This window comes from Candidatus Protochlamydia amoebophila UWE25 (assembly GCF_000011565.2).
Classification (GTDB): Bacteria; Chlamydiota; Chlamydiia; order Chlamydiales; family Parachlamydiaceae; genus Protochlamydia; species Protochlamydia amoebophila.
On record NC_005861.2, the window covers coordinates 555,265 to 576,312 of the forward strand.

General features: G+C 35.2%; 20 protein-coding genes and 1 tRNA gene. 15 read left to right on the forward strand and 6 right to left on the reverse strand.

The window, feature by feature from the left end; translation table 11 throughout:
- The 13 genes from rpsH to PC_RS02135 all read left to right on the forward strand — a co-directional run bounded on the left by rpsH (window position 1) and on the right by PC_RS02135 (window position 10,844).
- The gene (gene rpsH / locus PC_RS02075; protein WP_011174975.1) at window positions 1–402 is read left to right on the forward strand and encodes a 30S ribosomal protein S8; all 402 of its coding nucleotides are present in this window, start codon (window positions 1–3) and stop codon (window positions 400–402) included.
- 21 nt (window positions 403–423) lie between these two features.
- Window positions 424–966: a 50S ribosomal protein L6 gene (gene rplF, locus PC_RS02080; protein ID WP_042281442.1), complete on the forward strand. Its 543-nt coding sequence runs from the start codon at window positions 424–426 to the stop codon at window positions 964–966.
- 16 nt (window positions 967–982) lie between these two features.
- Window positions 983–1,354: a 50S ribosomal protein L18 gene (gene rplR / locus PC_RS02085; RefSeq protein WP_011174977.1), complete on the forward strand. Its 372-nt coding sequence runs from the start codon at window positions 983–985 to the stop codon at window positions 1,352–1,354.
- Window positions 1,355–1,389: 35 nt separating this feature from the next.
- Window positions 1,390–1,893, forward strand: a complete 504-nt coding sequence (rpsE, locus tag PC_RS02090; RefSeq protein WP_011174978.1) for a 30S ribosomal protein S5 — start codon at window positions 1,390–1,392, stop codon at window positions 1,891–1,893.
- Window positions 1,894–1,901: 8 nt separating this feature from the next.
- Window positions 1,902–2,354: a 50S ribosomal protein L15 gene (rplO, locus tag PC_RS02095; protein ID WP_011174979.1), complete on the forward strand. Its 453-nt coding sequence runs from the start codon at window positions 1,902–1,904 to the stop codon at window positions 2,352–2,354.
- A gap of 242 nt (window positions 2,355–2,596) precedes the next feature.
- Complete coding sequence (gene secY / locus PC_RS02100; RefSeq protein ID WP_420885286.1) at window positions 2,597–3,964, forward strand: preprotein translocase subunit SecY; 1,368 nt, start codon at window positions 2,597–2,599, stop codon at window positions 3,962–3,964.
- 119 nt (window positions 3,965–4,083) lie between these two features.
- Window positions 4,084–4,452, forward strand: a complete 369-nt coding sequence (rpsM, locus tag PC_RS02105) for a 30S ribosomal protein S13 (RefSeq protein ID WP_011174981.1) — start codon at window positions 4,084–4,086, stop codon at window positions 4,450–4,452.
- A gap of 18 nt (window positions 4,453–4,470) precedes the next feature.
- A complete protein-coding gene (gene rpsK, locus PC_RS02110) occupies window positions 4,471–4,878 on the forward strand; it encodes a 30S ribosomal protein S11 (RefSeq protein WP_011174982.1) in 408 nt (135 codons plus the stop codon).
- A 150-nt stretch (window positions 4,879–5,028) separates the two neighbouring features.
- Complete coding sequence (locus tag PC_RS02115; RefSeq protein WP_011174983.1) at window positions 5,029–6,144, forward strand: DNA-directed RNA polymerase subunit alpha; 1,116 nt, start codon at window positions 5,029–5,031, stop codon at window positions 6,142–6,144.
- A gap of 10 nt (window positions 6,145–6,154) precedes the next feature.
- Window positions 6,155–6,583 carry a 50S ribosomal protein L17 gene (rplQ, locus tag PC_RS02120; protein WP_011174984.1) on the forward strand — a complete coding sequence of 143 codons (429 nt, stop codon included), beginning with the start codon at window positions 6,155–6,157 and terminating at the stop codon, window positions 6,581–6,583.
- A 931-nt stretch (window positions 6,584–7,514) separates the two neighbouring features.
- Complete coding sequence (gene gap, locus PC_RS02125; RefSeq protein ID WP_011174985.1) at window positions 7,515–8,534, forward strand: type I glyceraldehyde-3-phosphate dehydrogenase; 1,020 nt, start codon at window positions 7,515–7,517, stop codon at window positions 8,532–8,534.
- 974 nt (window positions 8,535–9,508) lie between these two features.
- Window positions 9,509–10,639, forward strand: a complete 1,131-nt coding sequence (locus tag PC_RS02130; RefSeq protein ID WP_011174987.1) for a hypothetical protein — start codon at window positions 9,509–9,511, stop codon at window positions 10,637–10,639.
- Window positions 10,640–10,760: 121 nt separating this feature from the next.
- Window positions 10,761–10,844: transfer RNA gene (locus PC_RS02135), tRNA-Leu, on the forward strand.
- Window positions 10,845–10,890: 46 nt separating this feature from the next.
- On the opposite strand, the gene PC_RS02140 is transcribed toward PC_RS02135, so the two are convergent.
- Window positions 10,891–12,882, reverse strand: a complete 1,992-nt coding sequence (locus PC_RS02140) for a hypothetical protein (RefSeq protein WP_011174988.1) — start codon at window positions 12,880–12,882, stop codon at window positions 10,891–10,893.
- A 680-nt stretch (window positions 12,883–13,562) separates the two neighbouring features.
- On the opposite strand from PC_RS02140, the gene PC_RS02145 reads away from it, so the two are divergent.
- Entirely contained in the window at window positions 13,563–14,321 is a 759-nt protein-coding gene (locus PC_RS02145; protein ID WP_011174990.1) for a CPBP family intramembrane glutamic endopeptidase, read from the forward strand.
- Between the two features lie 251 nt (window positions 14,322–14,572).
- On the opposite strand, the gene PC_RS02150 is transcribed toward PC_RS02145, so the two are convergent.
- From PC_RS02150 to PC_RS09820, 5 genes are all read right to left on the reverse strand, one after another.
- Window positions 14,573–15,739 carry a UPF0158 family protein gene (locus PC_RS02150; protein WP_011174991.1) on the reverse strand — a complete coding sequence of 389 codons (1,167 nt, stop codon included), beginning with the start codon at window positions 15,737–15,739 and terminating at the stop codon, window positions 14,573–14,575.
- A gap of 133 nt (window positions 15,740–15,872) precedes the next feature.
- Window positions 15,873–16,682, reverse strand: coding sequence for a diaminopimelate epimerase (dapF, locus tag PC_RS02155; protein ID WP_011174992.1), 810 nt, complete (start codon window positions 16,680–16,682; stop codon window positions 15,873–15,875).
- 8 nt (window positions 16,683–16,690) lie between these two features.
- The gene (locus PC_RS02160) at window positions 16,691–17,293 is read right to left on the reverse strand and encodes an ATP-dependent Clp protease proteolytic subunit (RefSeq protein ID WP_039356797.1); all 603 of its coding nucleotides are present in this window, start codon (window positions 17,291–17,293) and stop codon (window positions 16,691–16,693) included.
- Between the two features lie 137 nt (window positions 17,294–17,430).
- Window positions 17,431–18,906, reverse strand: coding sequence for a glycine hydroxymethyltransferase (locus tag PC_RS02165; protein WP_011174994.1), 1,476 nt, complete (start codon window positions 18,904–18,906; stop codon window positions 17,431–17,433).
- Window positions 18,907–19,295: 389 nt separating this feature from the next.
- Window positions 19,296–19,736, reverse strand: a complete 441-nt coding sequence (locus PC_RS09820; RefSeq protein WP_011174995.1) for a CBM20 domain-containing protein — start codon at window positions 19,734–19,736, stop codon at window positions 19,296–19,298.
- Window positions 19,737–20,272: 536 nt separating this feature from the next.
- Between PC_RS09820 and cdsZ the strand changes: the two genes are divergently transcribed.
- Window positions 20,273–21,043, forward strand: coding sequence for a zinc ribbon domain regulatory protein CdsZ (cdsZ, locus tag PC_RS02175; protein ID WP_011174996.1), 771 nt, complete (start codon window positions 20,273–20,275; stop codon window positions 21,041–21,043).
- Window positions 21,044–21,048: the final 5 nt, after the last annotated feature.

Genomic DNA, 21,048 nt, shown 5'->3' on the forward strand with positions numbered 1-21,048 from the left:
ATGGTAGTCAGCGACCCAGTAGCCGATTTCCTCACAAGAATTCGCAATGGTACAAAAGCTCAACATCGCTATGTCGATGTAAACTGGAGCAAAATGAAGCAGACGCTTGCTGAGATCCTCAAAAATCAAGGATTTATCGAAAATTATCTGGTAAAAGTTGATGAAGGTCAGCGCGGAACGATACGTATATTTTTGAAATATACTAACGGACGTCGTCCTGTTATTCAAGGCCTAAAAAGAATTTCAAAACCCGGCTTACGCAAATATGTTGGGCACCAAGATATCCCACGCTTTTACGGTAATATGGGCTTATCCATTGTTTCGACTTCGCAAGGAGTCATGGCAGGCAATGAAGCTACTCAGCGTGGAATCGGTGGTGAACTTCTGTGTTTGATTTGGTAATGATCGAAGGAGAAAGTGACAATGTCTCGTAAAGGTAAACTTCCTATTTCTCTCCCAAATGGTGTAGAGGTTAAAGTTTCTAACACAGAAGTTGCTGTTAAAGGGCCTAAAGGCGCTTTAACACAAAAACTAATTCCTGGAGTTAACGTTAATGTAGAAGGAAACGAGGTTCTCGTTTCGTTAGCTGATGAAGAAGCAAAACTTGCTCATTTTCACGGCCTTTACCGTACTCTTATCCATAATATGGTAGTTGGGACAACTGAAGGTTTTGAGAAAAAATTAGAAATGATTGGAGTTGGTTATCGTGCAGCTGTGCAAGGTGATCTGCTTGATTTACAGTTAGGATTTTCGCATCCATGTAAGTTACCTATTCCGAAAGGATTGGCCGTTAAAGTAGATAAAAATACTTTAATTACTATTTCAGGCTTCGATAAACATTTAGTCGGCCAATTTGCCGCAACTGTGCGCAGCCAACGTCCACCTGAACCTTATCAGGGTAAGGGGATTCGCTATGCAGGAGAATTTGTACGTAAGAAAGCAGGTAAAGCTGCTGCTAAGAAGTAATCGCTGAAGGAATGATATGATTAATCAAGCTAATAAAACTGCAAAACTACGTGTTAAACGTGCCGTTAGAGTTCGTAAGCATCTTCGTGGGACAGGCCTAAAGCCGCGTCTATGTGTTGTAAAAAGCAATAGCCATATTCAAGCGCAATTAATTGATGATGAAACTGGCACAACACTTGGTGGAACAGCAACATTTGCTAAAGAATATCGGAACACGGAGTTCTGCAAAAAAAATAAGGCCTCTGCTCGCAAACTAGGTGAGCAAATTGCCGAAATTGCCAAAAGCAAAAATATTAAAGAAGTGGTCTTTGACCGTGGACCCTTTAAGTATCATGGTATCCTTGCCGAGTTAGCTAATGCAGCTCGCGCAGGTGGTCTCCAATTCTAGAGGGATGACAATGAAAAAAGATGTAAGGAAGAGTCATGGCAAAAAATAATGAGTCTCCAAAAAAAGAGAGAGAGAAAGCAGAAAGTGATTTGACTGAAAAAGTCTTACACATCAACCGTTGCTCTAAAGTAGTTAAAGGTGGGCGTAAATTCAGTTTCTCTGCTCTTATTTTAGTCGGTGATGGTAAAGGCCGTATTGGTTATGGATTTGCAAAAGCAAATGAGTTGACAGATGCCATTCGTAAAGGCGGAGAAGCCGCTCGTAAGAATATGATTTCTTGCCCAACTGAAGGTACAACCATTCCTCACGAAGTAACTGTTCAATGGGATGGAGCAAGTGTCCTTTTGAAACCAGCTCCTTTTGGAACAGGTGTGATTGCTGGTTCTAAAGTACGTGCCGTCCTTGAACTTGCTGGTATCAAAGATGTGATGGCGAAGAACTTAGGTTCAAGCAATCCAATTAACCAAGTGAAGGCAACATTTCAAGCTATTCAGCAGTTGCTTACACGTGATGAAATTAAGCAGAGAAGAGGGGTATAAAAAGACTCATGATTACTTTAAATACACTCAAAGATTCTACGCGTAAACGTAAACCTCGCAAACGAGTTGGTCGTGGTATTGGTTCTAAACACGGAAAAACTTGTGGTCGTGGTGAAAAGGGTGCTGGTGCTCGCTCTGGTTATAAAAGACGTTTAGGTAAAGAAGGCGGTCAAATGCCTTTGTTTATGAAATTGCCTTTGCGTGGGTTTAGCAATGCACAATTTCGTCGTCAATTTGACGTAATTAATTTAGATCAAATCGAAGCTGTTTTTAAAGATGGTGAAACTGTTGATGAACTTTCTTTGAGAGAACGAGGATTCATCAGCGGCAGAACTCACGGGATAAAATTGTTAGGAAATGGTGATTTAACAAAAAAAGTTAAGATTCATGTTCATGCAATTTCTGAAAGCGCTCGTGAGAAATTGACTCAAGCTAAAGTTTCATTTGAAATTGTAAAATAGCTTAATTTATAGACTGATGCTCATCTAATAACGTAACTTAAGATAAGAGTATTTCTTTTTACTAAAGAAACGTTGATAAATTAAACCACAAAAATAAAAATTTATTTTTGTGGTTTTCATTAGGTCTCTTGCAAAGTTCACTTTTTATAAGTGATTTTTTGAATGAATTTATATTCAAATCACGCAAAAGAAATTTTCTTTTGAGGAAAAAAAGCAACCTATTACCCAAAGATATAGAGATGCTGAATGGATTAAGACGTGTTTTTCAAATACCTGAACTAAAGACGAAAATTCTTATAACGCTTCTTTTACTTGCTGTTTGCAGACTTGGAAGTTTTATTCCAGTTCCTGGAATTAATGGAGAAGTTGCAGTTAGCTTTTTTAGACATGCGACCGGTGGAAGTCAAAATCTTTTTCAGATGGTCGATATTTTTTCTGGTGGTGCTTTTTCTCAGATGACTGTGATTGCTCTTGGTGTAACACCTTACATCTCAGCATCCATCATTATGCAATTGCTAGTTGCCCTTGTTCCTAGCTTACAAAGAGATTTGCGTGAAAATGGTGATGCAGGAAAGAGAAAAATTAATCGTTGGACTCGTTTTTTGACGATTGTTCTTTCTTTCTTACAATCTGCTCTTTTTGCTAAATATGCGCTTCAAATAAATCTTTCGCGACCTGGTATTGTGGCTGGGGAATTGCTAGATATTACTGCATTTGGACTACCATGGCTTTTTTATTTGATAACTATTGCTACAATGACAACTGGAACGATGTTTTTGATGTGGGTAGGAGAGCAAATTACTGAACGTGGAATTGGTAATGGAATCAGCCTTATCATCTGTTTAGGTATTTTATCTCAAATTCCTACAGCAATGGGATTAATTTTCCAACAACTTAATCTGGACTCGCAAGAACCTGGCCAAATGAATTTTTCAACAATTTTAGTTTTGATCAGCGTTTTTGTTGTTGTGACACTGGCGACTATTTTAGTAATTCAGGGGCACAGAAGAATTCCCCTCCAGCATGCAAGACGTGTTGTAGGTAGAAAAGAAGTTCAGGGAGGAAGTTCTTATATTCCTTTAAAAATTAATTATGCAGGTGTTATCCCTGTTATTTTTGCCTCGTCTTTATTAATGTTTCCAGCCACGCTGGGAACTTTTGTTGGACGAGGAAATTGGTTAGGAGAAGTGGCTAATTGGCTATCGCCTGGTGGGCCTTTATATCTTGTCCTATTTGTAGCTTTGATTATATTTTTTACATACTTTTGGACAGCAACACAATTTAGGCCAGATCAAATTGCATCTGATATGAAAAAAAATGGTGCATTTATCCCAGGTATAAGACAAGGCAAACCAACACAAGATTATTTAGAAAGTACAATGAATCGAGTGACTCTACTAGGAGCTGTATTCTTGGCATTAATTGCAATTTTACCAACAATGATTGGTAGTGTGCTGGGAGTGCCTCCAACTATTAGTTATTTCTTTGGTGGAACAGCTCTGTTGATTTTAGTTGGAGTTGTTTTAGATACAATGAAACAAGTAGAATCGCACCTTTTAATGAAGCGATATGATGGTTTCATGAAGAAAGGGCGAGTACGCGGCCGTTAATAGTTAAGAAAGCTTTAAGCATTAGTGCAAAGCTTCAAAATATGATTAAATAAAGTTGCAATAAAAAGAAAAGTTCAATACAATTTACAGTTCGTTTTCGGAAAAATTAGGAGAGTTCAATGCCTAGAGTCATAGGTATCGATATACCAGATAACAAAAGATTAGAAATCAGTTTAACCTATTTATATGGAATAGGTCGTCATTTGTCAAATGAGATTATTGTTAAATTGGGTTTAGATCCAAACATGCGTGCTCATAAACTTACCCAAGATGACTTAGCTCGTCTAAACGGTTTACTCACATCTGAATATATGGTTGAAGGAGATCTTCGTCGTCAAGTTCAGAATAATATCAAACGTTTAATTAGCATTCATTCTTATCGTGGAATGCGCCATCGCCTTGGATTGCCAGTTCGCGGTCAACGTACAAAAACAAATTCTAGAACGCGCAAAGGTCGACGTAAGACTGTTGCTAATAAGAAAAAATAAGAATAGGAGTTCTCAACTTTGAGTAAGCAACCTGCCACTAATAAAAAACCTGTAAAGGCTAAGAAAAAAGCTTTTCAAAATGTTCCATCAGGAATCGCGCATGTTAAAGCTACCTTTAACAATACCATTATTGCGATTACTGATCCATCAGGTCGAGTGATTTCTTGGGCATCTGCCGGAAAAGTTAACTTTTCAGGTTCTCGTAAATCTTCAGCTTTTGCAGCCACAGTAGCTGCTCAAGATGCTGCTAAAACAGCTTCTTCTCTCGGTATGAAAGAAGTTGAAGTAAATTTGAAAGGACCTGGAGCGGGTCGAGAGTCTGCTGTGCGAGGATTACAAAGCGCGGGCTTAACAATTACTGCAATTAGAGATACAACGCCTGTACCTCATAATGGATGCCGTCCGCGTAAACGTCGTCGTGTATAAAGAAAAATTATGATGAACGGTTTGGTATGCCTTTTATGTTGATATTATTAGTATCAGCATTAAAAGGCTTATTAATAGACTGCTCATTTGCTTCATACGATCAAGAGCCAAACGTTCATCTCAACTATTACTATTTTTAGGAGTCACTTCATGTCAGTAAAATACGGCAAATTTGAAATGCCTCATAAGATTACAGTAGATCAAGAGTCTCCTGAATCTAATTTTGCCCGTTATGTGGCTGAGCCTTTCGAAAGAGGATTTGGACATACAATTGGAAATGCATTGCGTAGAATGATGTTGTCGTCTTTAGAAGCTCCAGCTATCATTTCTGTTCGCGTAGAGGGCATTCCTCACGAATATATGGCTATTGAAGGAATTTCTGAGGATATGACTAATATTATCCTCAACTTTAAAGGAGCTTTGCTACGCAAACTTCCTACTGAAGAAACTCCTAGAGATACGCGTATTTTGACAAAAGTCGTCGAAGTGACACAAGACGACTTAGATCGCAATCAGGGGCAATACTGCGTTACATTGCAAGATGTGGTTCAAGAAGGCAATTTTGAAATTGTTAATCCAGAATTACATCTTTTTACTGTGACTAAGCCTATGCGTCGTCAAGTAGATCTTCGAATTGCCTTTGGACGCGGTTATGTCCCGTCTGAGCGTCACGTGGTACGTGATAAAACGTCCGATGAAATTTTAGTTGATGCAGCTTTTTCACCTGTTCGTTTAATCAATTATTTTATCGAGAATACACGGGTAGGTCAAGATACTGATTTTGATCGACTCATCATGGAAGTTACCACTGATGGGCGTATTACTCCTGCTGAAGCTTTGAGTTTTGCAGTTCAAATTGGGCTTAAACATTTTGAAGTGTTTAATCAATTTAATAATTACGCCCTTTCTTTTGACGAAAAAGATGGAGATCGTAACGGTGATCAAGATGAGTTAATGGATAAACTTTCTTTAGGAATTGATGAAATCGAGTTATCAGTTCGTTCAGCTAACTGCTTAACTGGTGCTAATATCGAGACACTCGCAGAATTGGTTTGCATTCCAGAACGTAGGATGTTAGAATTCAGAAACTTCGGTAAAAAATCCTTAAATGAAATTAAAGCTAAACTTCATGAGATGTCATTGCACTTAGGCATGGACTTGAGTCGTTTTGGGGTTTCACCTGATAATGTCAAAGATAAAATCAAGCAGTACCGTGAAGAAAAGAAAAAGAAAAAAGAATTAGTTAAACACGAAGATGCTAAGTAGGTAAACAGTTATGAGACACCTCAATCAAACATGTAAGCTCAATCGAACCACGTCTCATAGACGTTGCATGTTCGCCAACATGTTAAAATCTTTAATATCGAATGAGCGTATTGAAACAACAGTTCCGAAAGCTAAAGCATTGCGCCGCTATGCCGATCGCATGATTACTTTAGCTAAGAAGAATACATTGTCTGCACGTCGTCAAGCGATTGCAGAGCTGATGATCCGTTTTAATCCTTTGACCCCAAAAGAGCAAAGAGCGGCTAAAGAAGGAAATACACAAGCTTATAATGATGATCGTCTTGTCATCGGTAAGCTATTTGATGTTTTAGGCACGAGATTTGCTACCCGTCAAGGTGGTTATACTCGTATTGTGAAGCAAGGACATCGTGTGGGAGACAATGCACAAACTTGTATCATTGAATATCTCACCGATTAATTTTTAGTTTTTATAAGACAGATCTGTTAACGGATCTGTCTTTTTTTCAAATTTCTTTAATTTTTTGCCATTTTAAGTTCTTATTTAGATTTCTTAATCATTTAAATTGGCTCACACACCCATTCACTTCTATTCCTCTATTCTATCCCTTTATAAGTTCTTTCATATTTCTTTTCTTCATTAATATTCAGAATTTATTTAATAATAAATTAAGATTTTTATAAAAATTGCTTTTTACGTTATTTATATTAATAAAGGGAGTTTTGATAATAACGATTAATCATTAAATATCTATTTCTTTTAATCAGACAAAATAAATGACGCAAATAAGGGAAGTCTGGGGATTTTAGGAAATTTAAAAAAATTTGAAGAAGTAATATGTTCTTTAACAAAAGATAAAGCTTTTCGAATTTATAGCGGTTTAGTGACTGCCTTTGTTGTTATATCATCTATTGCTCAGCCAAAAGATGTAAGGGAAAACTTTTTCGCGGAGGACTTACATCTGGGACACGTTGTAACATCTTCGATGCTCCTGTTGTTACTTATTTAGTTTTTGCTGAAATGGATGTGGCTCAGATGAGTATTCTATTAACGCAAATGATGGTTTCTTTTGAAGCATATATGACAGATGTTCTTGTCAATTCATTCCTTAGTAATTTTTAATGCAGTCATAAATATTTTCAACAGTGTGACAGAAAGCGTCTGTAGAGATTATTTTTAAAACGCGAAGATCCATTTTAGAAACGAATACTTCAAGTTTTAGGGTTATTTAATATAAAATCAAAAATTAACTAACGATTTAAATGATTTTTCTGCAAATAAACCTTACCCAGCCATTCATTGTCTAAGTTAATAATTATCTTCCTCTATTCTTTGCTTTACAATCTCTTTGCGATACATTATTTTCAAATAATAATAAAAAGGAGGTCTTATGGCGGTCAATATAGCTATCAATGGATTTGGAAGAATTGGGAGATTGGTTTGTCGTCTCGCCATTGAAAGAGAAGATATTCGCATTATTGCCATCAACGATCTAGTTCCTGCAGATAATTTAGCTTATTTATTAAAGTTTGATTCAACTCATGGCCGATTTAAGGGCGAGATAAAGGTAGAAGAGAATGCTATCCATGTGAATGGAAAGAAAATACTAATTTTTTCTGAGAAAGATCCCCAAAATTTACCTTGGAATGATTTGAAAATTGATTACGTTGTTGAGTCTACCGGCTTGTTTACAACTTCTGAATTGGCAGGTAAACATTTAATTGCCGGGGCGCAGCGTGTTGTTATTTCTGCTCCAGCTAAAGGAGATGTTCCGACATTTGTAATGGGAGTGAACGAAAAAAACTATAATCCTGCAACTGATCGGATTGTTTCTAATGCTTCTTGTACAACTAATTGCTTAGCTCCAATTACAAAAGTTTTATTAGATAATTTTGGAATTGACGAAGGTTTAATGACCACTATACATGCTGTCACAGCTTCTCAACCAACCGTTGACGGGCCTTCAAAAAAAGATTGGCGAGGAGGAAGAGGGGCTAGCCAAAATATCATTCCGGCTTCTACAGGTGCTGCAAAAGCAGTTGCTCTATGCTTGCCTCAAGTTAAAGGGAAATTGACTGGAATGGCTTTTCGTGTACCTAATGCGGATGTGTCTGCGATTGATTTAACGGTTCGTCTGAGCAAGGAGACATCCTATGAGGATATTTGCCAAGCAATGAAAAATGCATCGGAAGGAGCAATGAAAGGAATTTTAGCATTTTGTGATGAACAAGTTGTATCCAGTGATTTTATCAGTAGCCCCTATTCCGCTATCTTTGATAAAGATGCGGGAATCACCTTGAATTCGAAGTTTTATAAATTAATTGCTTGGTATGATAATGAGATGGGATATGCTTGCCGAGTTATTGATTTAGTGAGTTATATGAATTGTTGTAACAACAATTCTCTTTAAAAAACAGATTAAGCTATGTTATGAATTTATCGTAAGGTAAACCCTGCTTGTTTTTATCACATAGCTGCTGTTTTTGTGCCGGAACTATTTGCGTAGTAAAAGGATGTTTGCCTTCAAATAGCAAGATAGGTAAACTAAAGTGCGAATATTTTTTTAATGACAGTAAGGGTAAAGATATAAATTTTTTGAATATTTATCAATCTGTCCAAAACCTTGAAAAATAAAAATTTAAAATATTTTTTACTTCTCGGTTTATTTGTGCAAGTTATTTTACTAGGTGACAGCATAATAGTACAATAGTTGTCATAAAATAAATTTTAGGACAACGAGCTCATCGAATAAGATGACTAGTAAATTTTAGATGAATAATTCGTTTAATGTAGAGATTAATTTTTAAATCGTTTGATTCTCAGGAAAATTAAGATCACTAAATTCATGAAATGAATAAAGAAAAACAACTAATAAGATGTTTATTGGCTTAAAGACTTCTAATCGATTTAACTGAACTGATAAAAAATTCGCCATTTTTTTATTTGATTTGAATCAATAAATTTTAATGAACGAATTATATCAATACTGAATGGTACAAATGAATATTTGGGAAATTCATTCAGTGTAGATAATTGATGAAACAAATGCGAAGGGTGATTGCGAATTCCTATTTTGATAAGTGAATTCTTTTTGAATAAACTGGAAGAGAATGCATGAATAAAAGTAGTTAAATAACTAGAAATGTATCGTTTTAAGATTATAAGATCAAGAAAGCGATTAAAAAGTGTATAGAGTACGTTTAGTTTAGTAGATTTCTTTATTGAATAAACTAGACTAAAAACATGATATAAATGCACTAATCAGCTCATTTTTGAGTTTTTAGTCTATTCTTCAAATATTGTTGTCTTAGTCTTTAGCTAATAAAACTTGTTAAGTTGACTGAATATAAATCAGATGGAAACACTTAACAATGGATAACTAAAGTGGATTTTACACGTGAACCCATCATAGAAACGATTGTTACTCCTAAAGAAGGATATAAATTAGTCGTTAGAAGCAGTAAAGGATCAGCGCAAGAAGAGTATTTTGTTGATTCTGTAGAAGTTGTCTCTTTTAGTCAGGCTCTATTTTTCCGTTCCATGGAAAGGCCTAAATCATTTCTTGTTCCCGTAGCTGACTATGAAATTTTAGAAGTCAGAGAAGCTCGCATGGTTTTAAAAAATGCAGGTTTAGATCGTTCAATTAAAATTGGGGGAGGGCGTGAAGGAAACTTAAAAGCAACTAATCGAGAATTTGACAAAAATGAGGGAGTAACAGAGGAAGAAATTGTTGCCGAGCAAGAAGATACGAATATTCAAGTCTCCGAAAATCCAGAATCTAGGCAAGAAGTTAAAGTCGATAAAAAACGAGATAGACGCCGCCATTATCGAAAGCGAAGAGGAGGTAAGGGGGAAGAGCGAGAAGAAAATGCAAAAGAAGCCATCAATGATTTATCTCCTTCGGACATTCCATCATTGGAAGACGAGAAAATTAATCTTCTGCCACCTGAAGAGGTATTAGAAAATGGGCAAACGTCGACGCTATCGCCTAGTTTGCTATCTTCTCTATTACAACCACCTCCTACATTAATTTCAGAAACAATTAACCGGTATAGAGAAAATGCGTTATTTAAAAATGCTTTTTTCTTAACTGAAGAGGAACAGTATAAGCCTCATGACAAGGTTCAAGAACTCCTAAATGAAGATGATGATGTCGATTTTGCTCCTTATTTGCAAGAACCAACATTTGCAAAGGAACCAGAAAGTTCTAATTCTGGGGCTACAGAGCAACTCTTGGGTGATAAAACAGAGCTTTTTGAAAATATTATTGAACAAGAGTTGAAGCGAGAAGAACAAACTCAAGAAGAAATTTTCAAAGAAATTCCGTCTGAAAACACAACTTCCAATGAAATCGCATTAACAAATGAGTCTAATCTTGCTGAATATTCTGGAGAATTATCTTTTCCCGCTTATAAAAAAGAGTCTGAAAATGAAGGAGAAGTATTTTTCGAAGAAAGTCAAAAGCGAGAGGAAAATGAAAAGATAGTTCATTCTGAAAATAAAACAGATGTATAATTTTAATTTAAGCAAAGCCTTCTGATTAAGTTCAGGAGGTTAAATTGAATGGACATTTAAGATAAGATAGAAAAACCTTGACAAAATATCAGTTGAAAAGTTAAATTGTTTATTCAATTTCGCTCGGGTGGTGGAATGGTAGACACAAGAGACTTAAAATCTCTTGCTCATTTTGGGCGTGAAGGTTCGAGTCCTTTCCCGAGCATTTAAAGCCGTTAGGAGCCACCTAACGGCTTTTTTTATTCTCTTCCTTAAGCAGCTTCATTGTGTACAATCGTAATACGAAAATCAGTCGCTAATACTGCTTTACCTTCAACATGAATGCGTGTGTTTTTAGGAACAATAATTTCTTTAATATTTGGACATTGATCAATGTCAATAACTTCAGCTTGAAGAGCTTTAATTGTTTTCAGCCGTGTACATCGATGAAGAAGTAACTGACGAGAATCGACGGTTAATGTTTCTAGATTGAAGCAATGATTACACTCTATTTTATGATTATCCTGGCTTTGGATTTCGGTGATAGCGGTGCTGATTAACTTCAAATTTTGAACATTCTGACAATTCAATTGATCGAGATTATTGCAGTTTTGAAATTCCAGATGTTGAATACGAGTTGCTTTAACACTTGTGACATTCGAAAAGAGGAATTTAACGGAATTTTTATTTCTAAATTCAAAATCAGATAAAAGACTATTTTCTTCTTTGTTACAGCCAAATACAATGTCTTGACTATTATCTGCTTTCCAATTTAATAAATTATCATAGAAATAGAGGCTGATGCTTCGAGCATTAGGCGCATGAAAAAATTCTAAGTTTTTAGAGGTTAAACAAATGGGATTTTTTCCAAGATAAACTAAGTGCATTAAGTGAGATGAAACAAGGGTAAACTCTACCTCTGTTAATAGAGAGGTGGCCTGAAAGATTTTTTCCATGTCTGAATCGGATACATCTCTCAAATAAACTTTTTTTCGTAGGGGGTTATGAAAAGGTGCTTCGTGAGCTAAATAGACTTGGAATTGTCTGGCTGATTTGCAGTTCCAGACGAGTAAAGCATTTGGATATACCTCTTTTAGCATAGACTCGTATTTGATTAACACTTTCTCATTGCCCGTTTGCGAAGACAAATTAAATTTAACAATATCAATTAAGTAATTTAACTTGTTAAATAATTCCGCGCAGCCTGGTTGTAGGCTATATGCCAAACCGTCAGAATCTAAGCTTAAACTTGAACCAAACGTTTTCCATGCCTCATGAATGCTTTTACAGGTTTGACTTAAAATTTCCGCTTTTTGCATTTTACTTAGAATAAAAAAACAAAAATAAGTCGTATTTAACGCTTTTTTTTGTTCAACATCATCTATGTGTTCGCTCAATGCTTCAAAGATCACTTCAAAATTTTCTTTATTCAGCTGGGGTAGTAATGTTTGCGAATCAACTGGCAATCTTCTTCGAGAATGTTTAGACAAATCTAATTTAATTCCTAAAAAATGTGACAATTGAAGAATAGGGAGAATATTTTGGTCCGCTATTTCTAAATTTTTGCTTGTTAAGTTTAAATTTCCAGTTGCCATCAAGTAAATAATATTTTTTACATCTTTTCGTCTTGATTTGAGTAAAATAGCTAATTGCGTGTAGTTTATAGGAATAAAGTAATAGAGAGACAATTTGAGCAGAGGAATGAAATTGTCTTTTGTGAATAATACATTCTTTCCTAACAGGATTTGAATTAGGTCTATCGCAATTAAAGAAGCAAGGTCTGGGCTGTCGGTGTCAATAATATCCGCTAGTTTTTCAAAATCGATTATTAATTCTTTATGATCTTTCCATCCACGTTCTGATTGAGTTTTTAATAAAGGAACTAAAGTCTCCAATAAATTTTTAGGGACTTGAATATAGGAGGGAATATTAGGGAATGGATTAAAAGCTTTGACCTTAATTTTAACAAAATGAGTGGGATCGGAGGAAATGGATGAACCGTATTTTTTCCAGATCTTTTTGTATATATCAATGACATTTTTAGGAATTGTTTTTTCTTGGACTAATTTTTGAAAAAACTTTTTAGTTAAAGGGAAATTTTGGATTTGTTCTTTTTTTAACTTTTTGAAGGTTTCTAATGCTGTGGTTACTTTTGCTAAATATTGCTGGGATGTTTGCTCTGATGGGGTTTCAGTCATTATGTAAGTCTCAATCGAAATCCAGTTAGCTTCTGTCTGACAAGAACAATTTAAGGAAGGTTGCATATTCACATTCCGTTATATTAAGGAGGGCCTAATTTTATTTTAATTTAAGCAGAAGTTTTTTTTTGTCAATCAAATATAGAGGGATTAAAGCCATGTTTTGGCAGAATTTACTTTGTAAAGACAACTATTAATTGATTGATATTTCATTATTAAAAAATTTGTGCGTTATATTTTAGGGGACTTTTATGACTTTCAAACACAATATATTCCTCAAGGGTAGAGTAGCCCCTCTATAGATAACTATAATGAGTAAATTAGCTAAACCCATAATAACTGTGAAAATTGTAAAAATGGTTGCTGTGCAAAAAAAATTTTGGAGTTATTTATATCAAAAATTTTCATTCCAATTGCTATACTAAGTTTGGACAAACTGGTTGATTTTATTTGCGTGGGGTTAGCTATAAAAGTTTAAGCGAGAAACATTCATATCTTTAAAAATTTCAGTAAATAGAATGAGTGATCTCTCAAGATTATAGGCGATTTTTATGCAAAAATAGCATTACTATTTGCACTTTAATTGATCCGAGGAATGATTATATAGAGTTTACTTCCAACAACGTATTTGATAAAATAACGACGCAAACGAAAGCTTCTTTATCTATTTTTATGATTGTTACTTTTTTTATGATTGTTACTTTTGCACTTAAATAGCTATTAATAAAAAAGCTTTAGGAAAATGTATGACTAGAATTTCTGAAAATTTTCACGCATGGGGTGCACACCTTTCTCCAATCGCTATCCAAGCAAAAGAAATTGGGTTAAAAGCAATAGTTATAATTGATCCAGTTGTTGCTGAAATGGTGAAAATAGTTGCTGTAAAAATTTTGTTGGAAGAAGTAACAAAAGCCCTTTTTTCTAGCAAACAATTACCAGGGATTAATGTAAGATTGATCACAGTTGTGGGGCCCGTTGTTGAAGAAGTTTTTTTTCGTGGGATGCTACAGCGAGGAATTGGTATAACTCAAGCGGGATGGAATCGATTTGTGATTAAAAGGGAGTTGACAAAGCAAGAAATAATGTCCCAAAGAGCTTGGCGTATCCATGTGACAGCTATTATTTTTGGATTAGCTCATGTTAATAATTCTCATAGTAATTATGTTAGTATGTTCTTTCAAATAAACTGGTGTTATATGGGAGGTGTTGCATATGGGTATCTCAGTGAAAAATATCAAACTCTTTCGGTTAGTATATTGGCACACAGCATCAATAATATTTTGGCGATTTCGTTGATGGTTTATCCTAAATTTAAAGAGTTAACGCTACTTGCCCTAGTGGCTAATAACCTAGCTTTTTGTGTTTTAGGCACGAGTTCAAATAATGTAATTGATGAAACGATGGTAGCAACTAAAGCTTACTTATCACATTTATATCAGCGTTGTTTTGTTTCTTTGTCAAATTTTTCAAAAAAATCTTTCTCACAAACCGTCGAGATTATCTAAATAATAAAAGCAAAAAAACTGATTATTTTAAGAAATTTTAACTTTATCATTTTTATGTTTTAGAATGATTTTAAAACATGTATGGGGCCGGATAGGAACGAAGATTAAACAAGGTATCGTAGATTTATCTCTGCGCCATTTAATTTTTATTTTTCAAGCTTCATCTGTAGCAAATAACTGAGCTCATATTGATAAACTAAAGTTTAATCAATGCTGAATCGTCAATAATTCAGCATCGCACTTCTAAAAGCCTAAGACTCTTTTTTAGGCATGATTTTTTTTAAAACTTTCCCTTTCGTCGGCATTGCTTCTTTTTTTGCTTTCGGAATAATTCGTTTAGCTTTAGGCTTTTCTGGTTTGGCTGGCTTTGTAGCTTTAGTTACGACAGCCGACTTAGAGGCCGCTTTAGCTTTAATTGGCTTTTCTTTCGCCTTTTTTTGTTTTTTTTCAGTAAAATCCTCATCATCGTCATCATCATCTTCGTCATCAAAACTGTTATCCATTGCGTAGGGATTATTCTCTTTTTCTGTCGGAGGATTTTGAGTTTCTGCCCAGCGATTAGAAAGAGTACGTAAGGATGCAAGCTTTTGGCTTATAGAAGTGTCATCATCAAAGGATTGTCGACGGTTTGTTAAAAGGTCATCTTCAGAATCAAATTTTGACGAAAAAGCTGAAAAATGGGAAGATTGAATGTTAGGTACAAAGAGAAAAGGGCGAACTGTTGGGGGAACAGTTGTAAAAATATCAATTGTTACTTGAGGTTCAATTTCTGGTTTTGCAGCTTGTTTAGGTGGGCGACCTCTTTTTGGACGGGGATTTAAAGCTTCGTTGGAATAGTAAGTTTTTGCCTTTGCAAATAAGTTTTTGCGGGCTGTTAGAATATCCTTACCTACTTTTGATTGAAAAAGAGAATGTTTAAGTTTTTCTACAAGTTGACGGGGTAAATCTAAATCTTCTTCAAAAACAAAATGAAAATGATTTAACCTTAACCATTCAATAATGCGAATGCGCGAACGTTCTTGATAAAATTGCTGCCACTTTTCTTGTTCAGAATGATGATCATAAATGAACTCTAAAAAATTTTCTCGAGCTTCTTTAGATTGAATAATATCAAGGAGCTTTTCTTTTGTATCAATATCATAAACCTTTTCATTGACAAATCCTTCCATGATCTTTTTGGTTTCATAAAAAGATAGTTTTGGGATTTGACAATATCTATCCGAATTCTCTGCCAATTCTTTTTGTAAAGCGTCTAATTCGTTTTGAGGTTTATCAAGATCAACATAAATTAAAAAACCTTCTAATCGATCAATAAAAAAATCACGTTCGTCATCCGATTTAGCAAAAGCCTCCATTAAACGGTGACAGCGTAAAATGAGGGGGTTTTGAGCTTCTTGTTTAGTTTTGCTGGCGCACATATTCGGTTACTTCCTCAAATAGTAATATAAGATTGGGATTGTATCGAATTGATTGAGTTACAAGCAATCGAAAAGCTTTTTAACTAGCATATTTTTATCAATTAAGCGTTAAATTTTTTTCTTAAAGTTTCGGTTATGATTCTAATTTAATTGAGCCGTTGAAAACGGCCAATGCTGGACCTGTCATTGTCACATTTGTAAATTTTTGATTAAGCAACGTGAAACCAATTTCTAAACAAATTCCCGATCGAGTTTGCATTGATATGGGAGCACTTAAACGATACTGAAAAGCTGCTGCTAGAGCCGCTGCTGTTGCTCCCGTCCCACAAGCTAATGTCTCTGCTTCTACCCCTCTTTCATAAGTGCGAATCATGAAAGTTTGACCATGGAGATGCTGTACAATTGAGAAGTTAGTTCCGTCAGGTTTCCATAACGGATGATAACGAATGAATGGCCCCATTCGTTCTAACGGAAATTGTTCAATGTTTTCAGCGAATAAGATAATGTGTGGAACCCCTGTATTTAATGAGTGCACATAATAGATTTTTGACTCAAATGAAATAGGCACATTCCAATTTAATTTGTTGGGGGAGCCCATTTCAATAGTGATATTAGATGCACTTTTCCAAGCTTTTAGCACATGGTTATTTGTTTCTATAGAATAAATGGAATGCAAAATATTTAAAGATTCCATCCAATCGATTAAACATCGAAGACCGTTTCCACACATTTCGGCCTCACTTCCATCTGCATTAAAAATGCGCATGCGGGCATGAGCAATTGTCGAGTTTTCTAAAAGGATAATCCCATCAGCTCCAACACCCCATTGCCGATGGCAAAGCTGTTGAATAAGAGGGATGGAAAATGGAAATTTACCATTTCGATTATCAAAAAGAATGAAATCATTTCCACATCCCACATATTTAGTAAAAGACCACTGCATAAGTTTTTTTAAGTGGATTCAATCTCTTCAAAGCTATTAATCACTTTATCGAGTAGTCCAAATTCTAAGGCTTCTTGTGCTGTCATCCATGTATCTCGATCAATTGCTTTTTCTATGGCAGCAAAATTTTTCCCCGTTGCTTGTACGTAGATTTCAATCAATCCATTTCTAGTTTTTAGCATCTCTTTTGCTTGAATCTCCAAGTCTGTTGCTTGCCCTTTAATTACTCCGGATAAAAGAGGTTGGTGGATCATGATTCTAGAATGAGGTGTTGCGAATCGGCGTCCAGGGGAAGCGCAAAGGCTTAAAATAGAACCCATTGAAGCGGCTAATCCAGTAACCAATGTTGTTACAGGGGAAGTAATCATTTTGATTTGATCCCAGATCGCAAATCCTGAATCAACAGCGCCACCTGGACTATTAATGACGAATAAAATTGGTTTGCCAGGATCTGTTAATTCGAGATACCAAAGCTTGCGAATAATTTCACTTGCCGATCCACTATCAACAGCATCAGAAATAAAAATTCTTCTAGAATCTAGTATAGCATGTTCAATACGATCTGCCATTTTAGAAGGAATGGCACTTTTGTTTTTATCATGTTTGGGCATGGAAGTCTCCCGAGTCAAAACTCATTTTTTAGTTGTATCTTATGATTTCTGATATCCTTTTTCAAGTTCTAAAGGCGCAAAATAAGAAAAAATGTTTGATTGTGTCAAACTCTAAATCGATTTGATAGTAAAGTTTATTAAATTTCTATTTCAGGATAGAGAGGGAAATGAATTAATAAATTTTTTACTCGTGCCTTTGCTTCATTGATAATTGTGGAATCTGTGATGACTGAAGCCTTGCTTGGTTGTCCAGTTTTTTGAACAATGCCAGGTTTAGAGTTTGATAGGACAGAGAAAATAACAGAAGCAATTTCATTCATTTCATCTTTACCCATTCCCAAGGTTGTTAAAGCTGCTGTTCCTAAACGAATTCCAGATGTGTACCAAGGCCCTTGAAGATCATTTGGAATTGCATTTCTGTTAACTGTGATATGGGCTTCTCTTAATGCAGTTTCTGCTTGACGACCGGTTAATCCAAATTTAGATAAATCGAGAATCATTAAATGGTTTTCTGTTCCACCGGTAACAAGACGAATGTCATTTTGAAGAAAGCAATTGGCTAAGGATTGAGCATTATCAACAATTTTTTGTGAGTACTGTTTAAAATTAAGGGAGTTTGCTTCTTTAAAAGCGACGGCTTTTGCTGCCATAACGTTGGGAAGTGGCCCTCCAAGAACTGACGGACAACCTTTATTAATGGCTTCGCTAAAGGACTGTTTACATAAAACAAAACCTCCTCTTGGGCCTCTCAATGTTTTATGCGTAGTAGAAGTCACAATATCTGCATAAGGAATAGGATCGAATTCGCCTTGGAAAACTTTTCCGGCTACCAGACCGGCAAAGTGGGCCATATCTACCATCAAAGTAGCTCCTACACTATCTGCAATTTCACGCATTTTAGCGAAATTAAGTCGCCTTGGATGAGCCGAATAACCAGCAATAAGAATTGTCGGTCTTTCTTGTTGCACTTGTTTTGCAAGTACAGAGTAATCAAGAATTTCGGTTTTGGGATCAACATCATATAAGACAGAACGCATCATTTTAGATGAGATATTATGGCGATATCCATGCGTTAAATGCCCCCCGGAATTTAAGGACATGCCCATGAGTTTTTGATTAACGAGAAGTTGCCGAATTTTTTCATATTCTTCGGGAGTTAACTCATCTAAAGTTTTTTTTCCAAATTTTTCAATTTCCGGATTTTGAATTTTATGGATTAAGATGGCCCATAGTGCCACTAAATTTGCGTCAGCTCCTGAATGGGGTTGAACATAGGCATGCTCACATCCAAATAATTGAATCAATTCTTGACTAGCTGTTTCTTCAATGCTATCTATGTTATCGCATCCCGCATAAAATCGGTGATGTGCATATCCTTCAGCATACTTGTCAGTTAAAAGGTTACCCATTGCTAACTGAACAGCCAAAGACGAAAAGTTTTCAGATGCAATAAGTTTTAGATGAGAGCGTTCATCTTGTAATTCTTGAATAATACTAGAAGAAATAGTAGGGGAGACAGTTTCAATATGATCAAGAGCGGCTAAATAAGCAATCGCTGCTGAATTTTGTTGATTGCTTGTTTTAGAAGAGAGATATTTTTTAAGTCTTGACATATGCTGTTCTCCTTATGACGACTGAAAATCTGTTGAGTTTCATGCAGTTACTCGTTAAATCCACATCTTTTGCATTTATTTTTCGTTGACTACCGTGAGTAGATGAGTGCAATATTTTAGTAAAATTTGATTTTCAAGTAGATAAACCTAGCGCCTAGGCTAAATTCATTTGCTTGAACAAATAAATGATGTGGGATTTATTGTGTCTGACAAGTTTGTTTTGTGCAAGATATACGAGATTTTTTAAAATGGTATGGACTTGATTAGTAGCGTTAAAATTTGAAAGTAAGCCCAAAAAATGCTCATAATCAATTATTAAAAATAAATATTGATAGATTTTGTTTTAAGGGCTTTCAAGTAAAATTTGGCTAATGACTCAAAATATAATTTTATGCAAATGAAGGAGTATAAATAAATGAACAGCCATTAGTTATAGTGTGATTTTCACCCGCTTCATAATGATTATCGTTAATTAATACTTTAAACTCACAGCTCGAAAAAGGGGTTTCATTTTCCCAAATCCATTCATCTGCTTTAATGTTTTTTAATGGTTGCCCTTTGTTCCAGGTTAGGTTCGCTCCATTACCTCGAATGTACAGTTGATTGTTAAATCCTACATCATATTTAACTAAGACTGAAGTTTTAAATAAGGGTTTTTTTTCAACATGAGAGCATCCATGTTCACATTCATCCTTTCGATTTGCATAAATTTTAGCGGGATGTTGAGTCGGAGCTTTAGCTAAAGCAAAAACATCTGTTTCGTTGGGTTGCGGGGATTGCGTTATTTTAGTTTTAGCAGGATTTTTAAGTGAGTCTTTTTTGGTTAACATGGTTCACCTCTCGGTTGACTTAAGTAAAAAATAGTTCTTAAGCATCTTTTAAGACACAAATTAAGCGTCTAAAAAATGATGTTTACGTTAATAAAAGAATTTATTTATGTATTGTAAATTAGATGAATCTCTGTCAATAAAAAAAATGATAAGTTTGGGATGCGAAATAAGAAAACTAAAAATTTACAAATCTGTTTGAAGCCTCAGGTTTTTAATTGAATATTAACTCTCGACAGGATATCTTATTTGTATCCTAAATTAAACTAAATTTAGGCGATAGTTTGTGCTGCATGACAAAATACGACTACGTAATCTAATGTGTTTCATTCAGCAGGAATTAAGTAGAAATCTTTTAACAGTCCCTTATTGTGTTAAATCTAAAATAATTCATGTTAAGGGATGATCAGATTGTGTTCCACAGCATTTGACATTTCTCAAATGAGATGAAATTTGAGAGATTATTAAATCATTTAAAATAAATGTTGAACACTTTCTAGTAGATAGACAAGCTTACCCCTATACCTTAAGGAATACCTATGCTAGAAGCCCTTAAAGTGATTTTAGAAGTTCAAGAACTAGACATGAAAATGATTCAGTTGATGCTCTTAAAAAGACAAAGACAAAAAGAATTGGATCTTATTCACAGTGGGCAAGAATCACTTCACAAGCGTGTGACAGATAAAGAAACTGAAATTTTTGAAGTGAAAAAGTTGATTCGCTTGACCGAAGGTGAACATGCAGAAATATTAGAAAAAATTAAAAAATTTGAGTTACAACAAAATTCAATTAAAAAAGTTGATGAATATAATGCCATCACACATGAGATTTCAGCCGCAGATCGCGAACGTCTCAATAAAGAGCAGCGTTTAAGCGATTTTTATGATAAGTTAGCGGTTGAAGAAGATATGCTTAAGAGTTTGAAAGAGGGTGCAGAAGAAACAGCTGTTAACTCTAAAATTGTTGAAACTGAAATTCATGAAAGTATTCGACAAATTAACGAAGAAGGTCGTGTTCTTAAAGCCCAACGAGATGAACTTGTCGAACAAGCTGACCCAGAAGTTTTTCAAATTTATGAAAGGCTTCTCCGTAATAAAAAAGATCGGGTTGTTGTGCCCTTAGAAAATCGGTGCTGCAGTGGTTGTCATATCATGTTAACAGCTCAACATGAAAATCTCGTTCGTAAAGGAGAGCGTCTAGTATTTTGTGAGCATTGTTCACGTATTCACTATTGGCAAGAAAGTAAAGCTTTAGAAGATAGCGTGATTGCCACAAAACAACGGCGTCGGCGAACAACGAAAACAGCTTAGAGCCT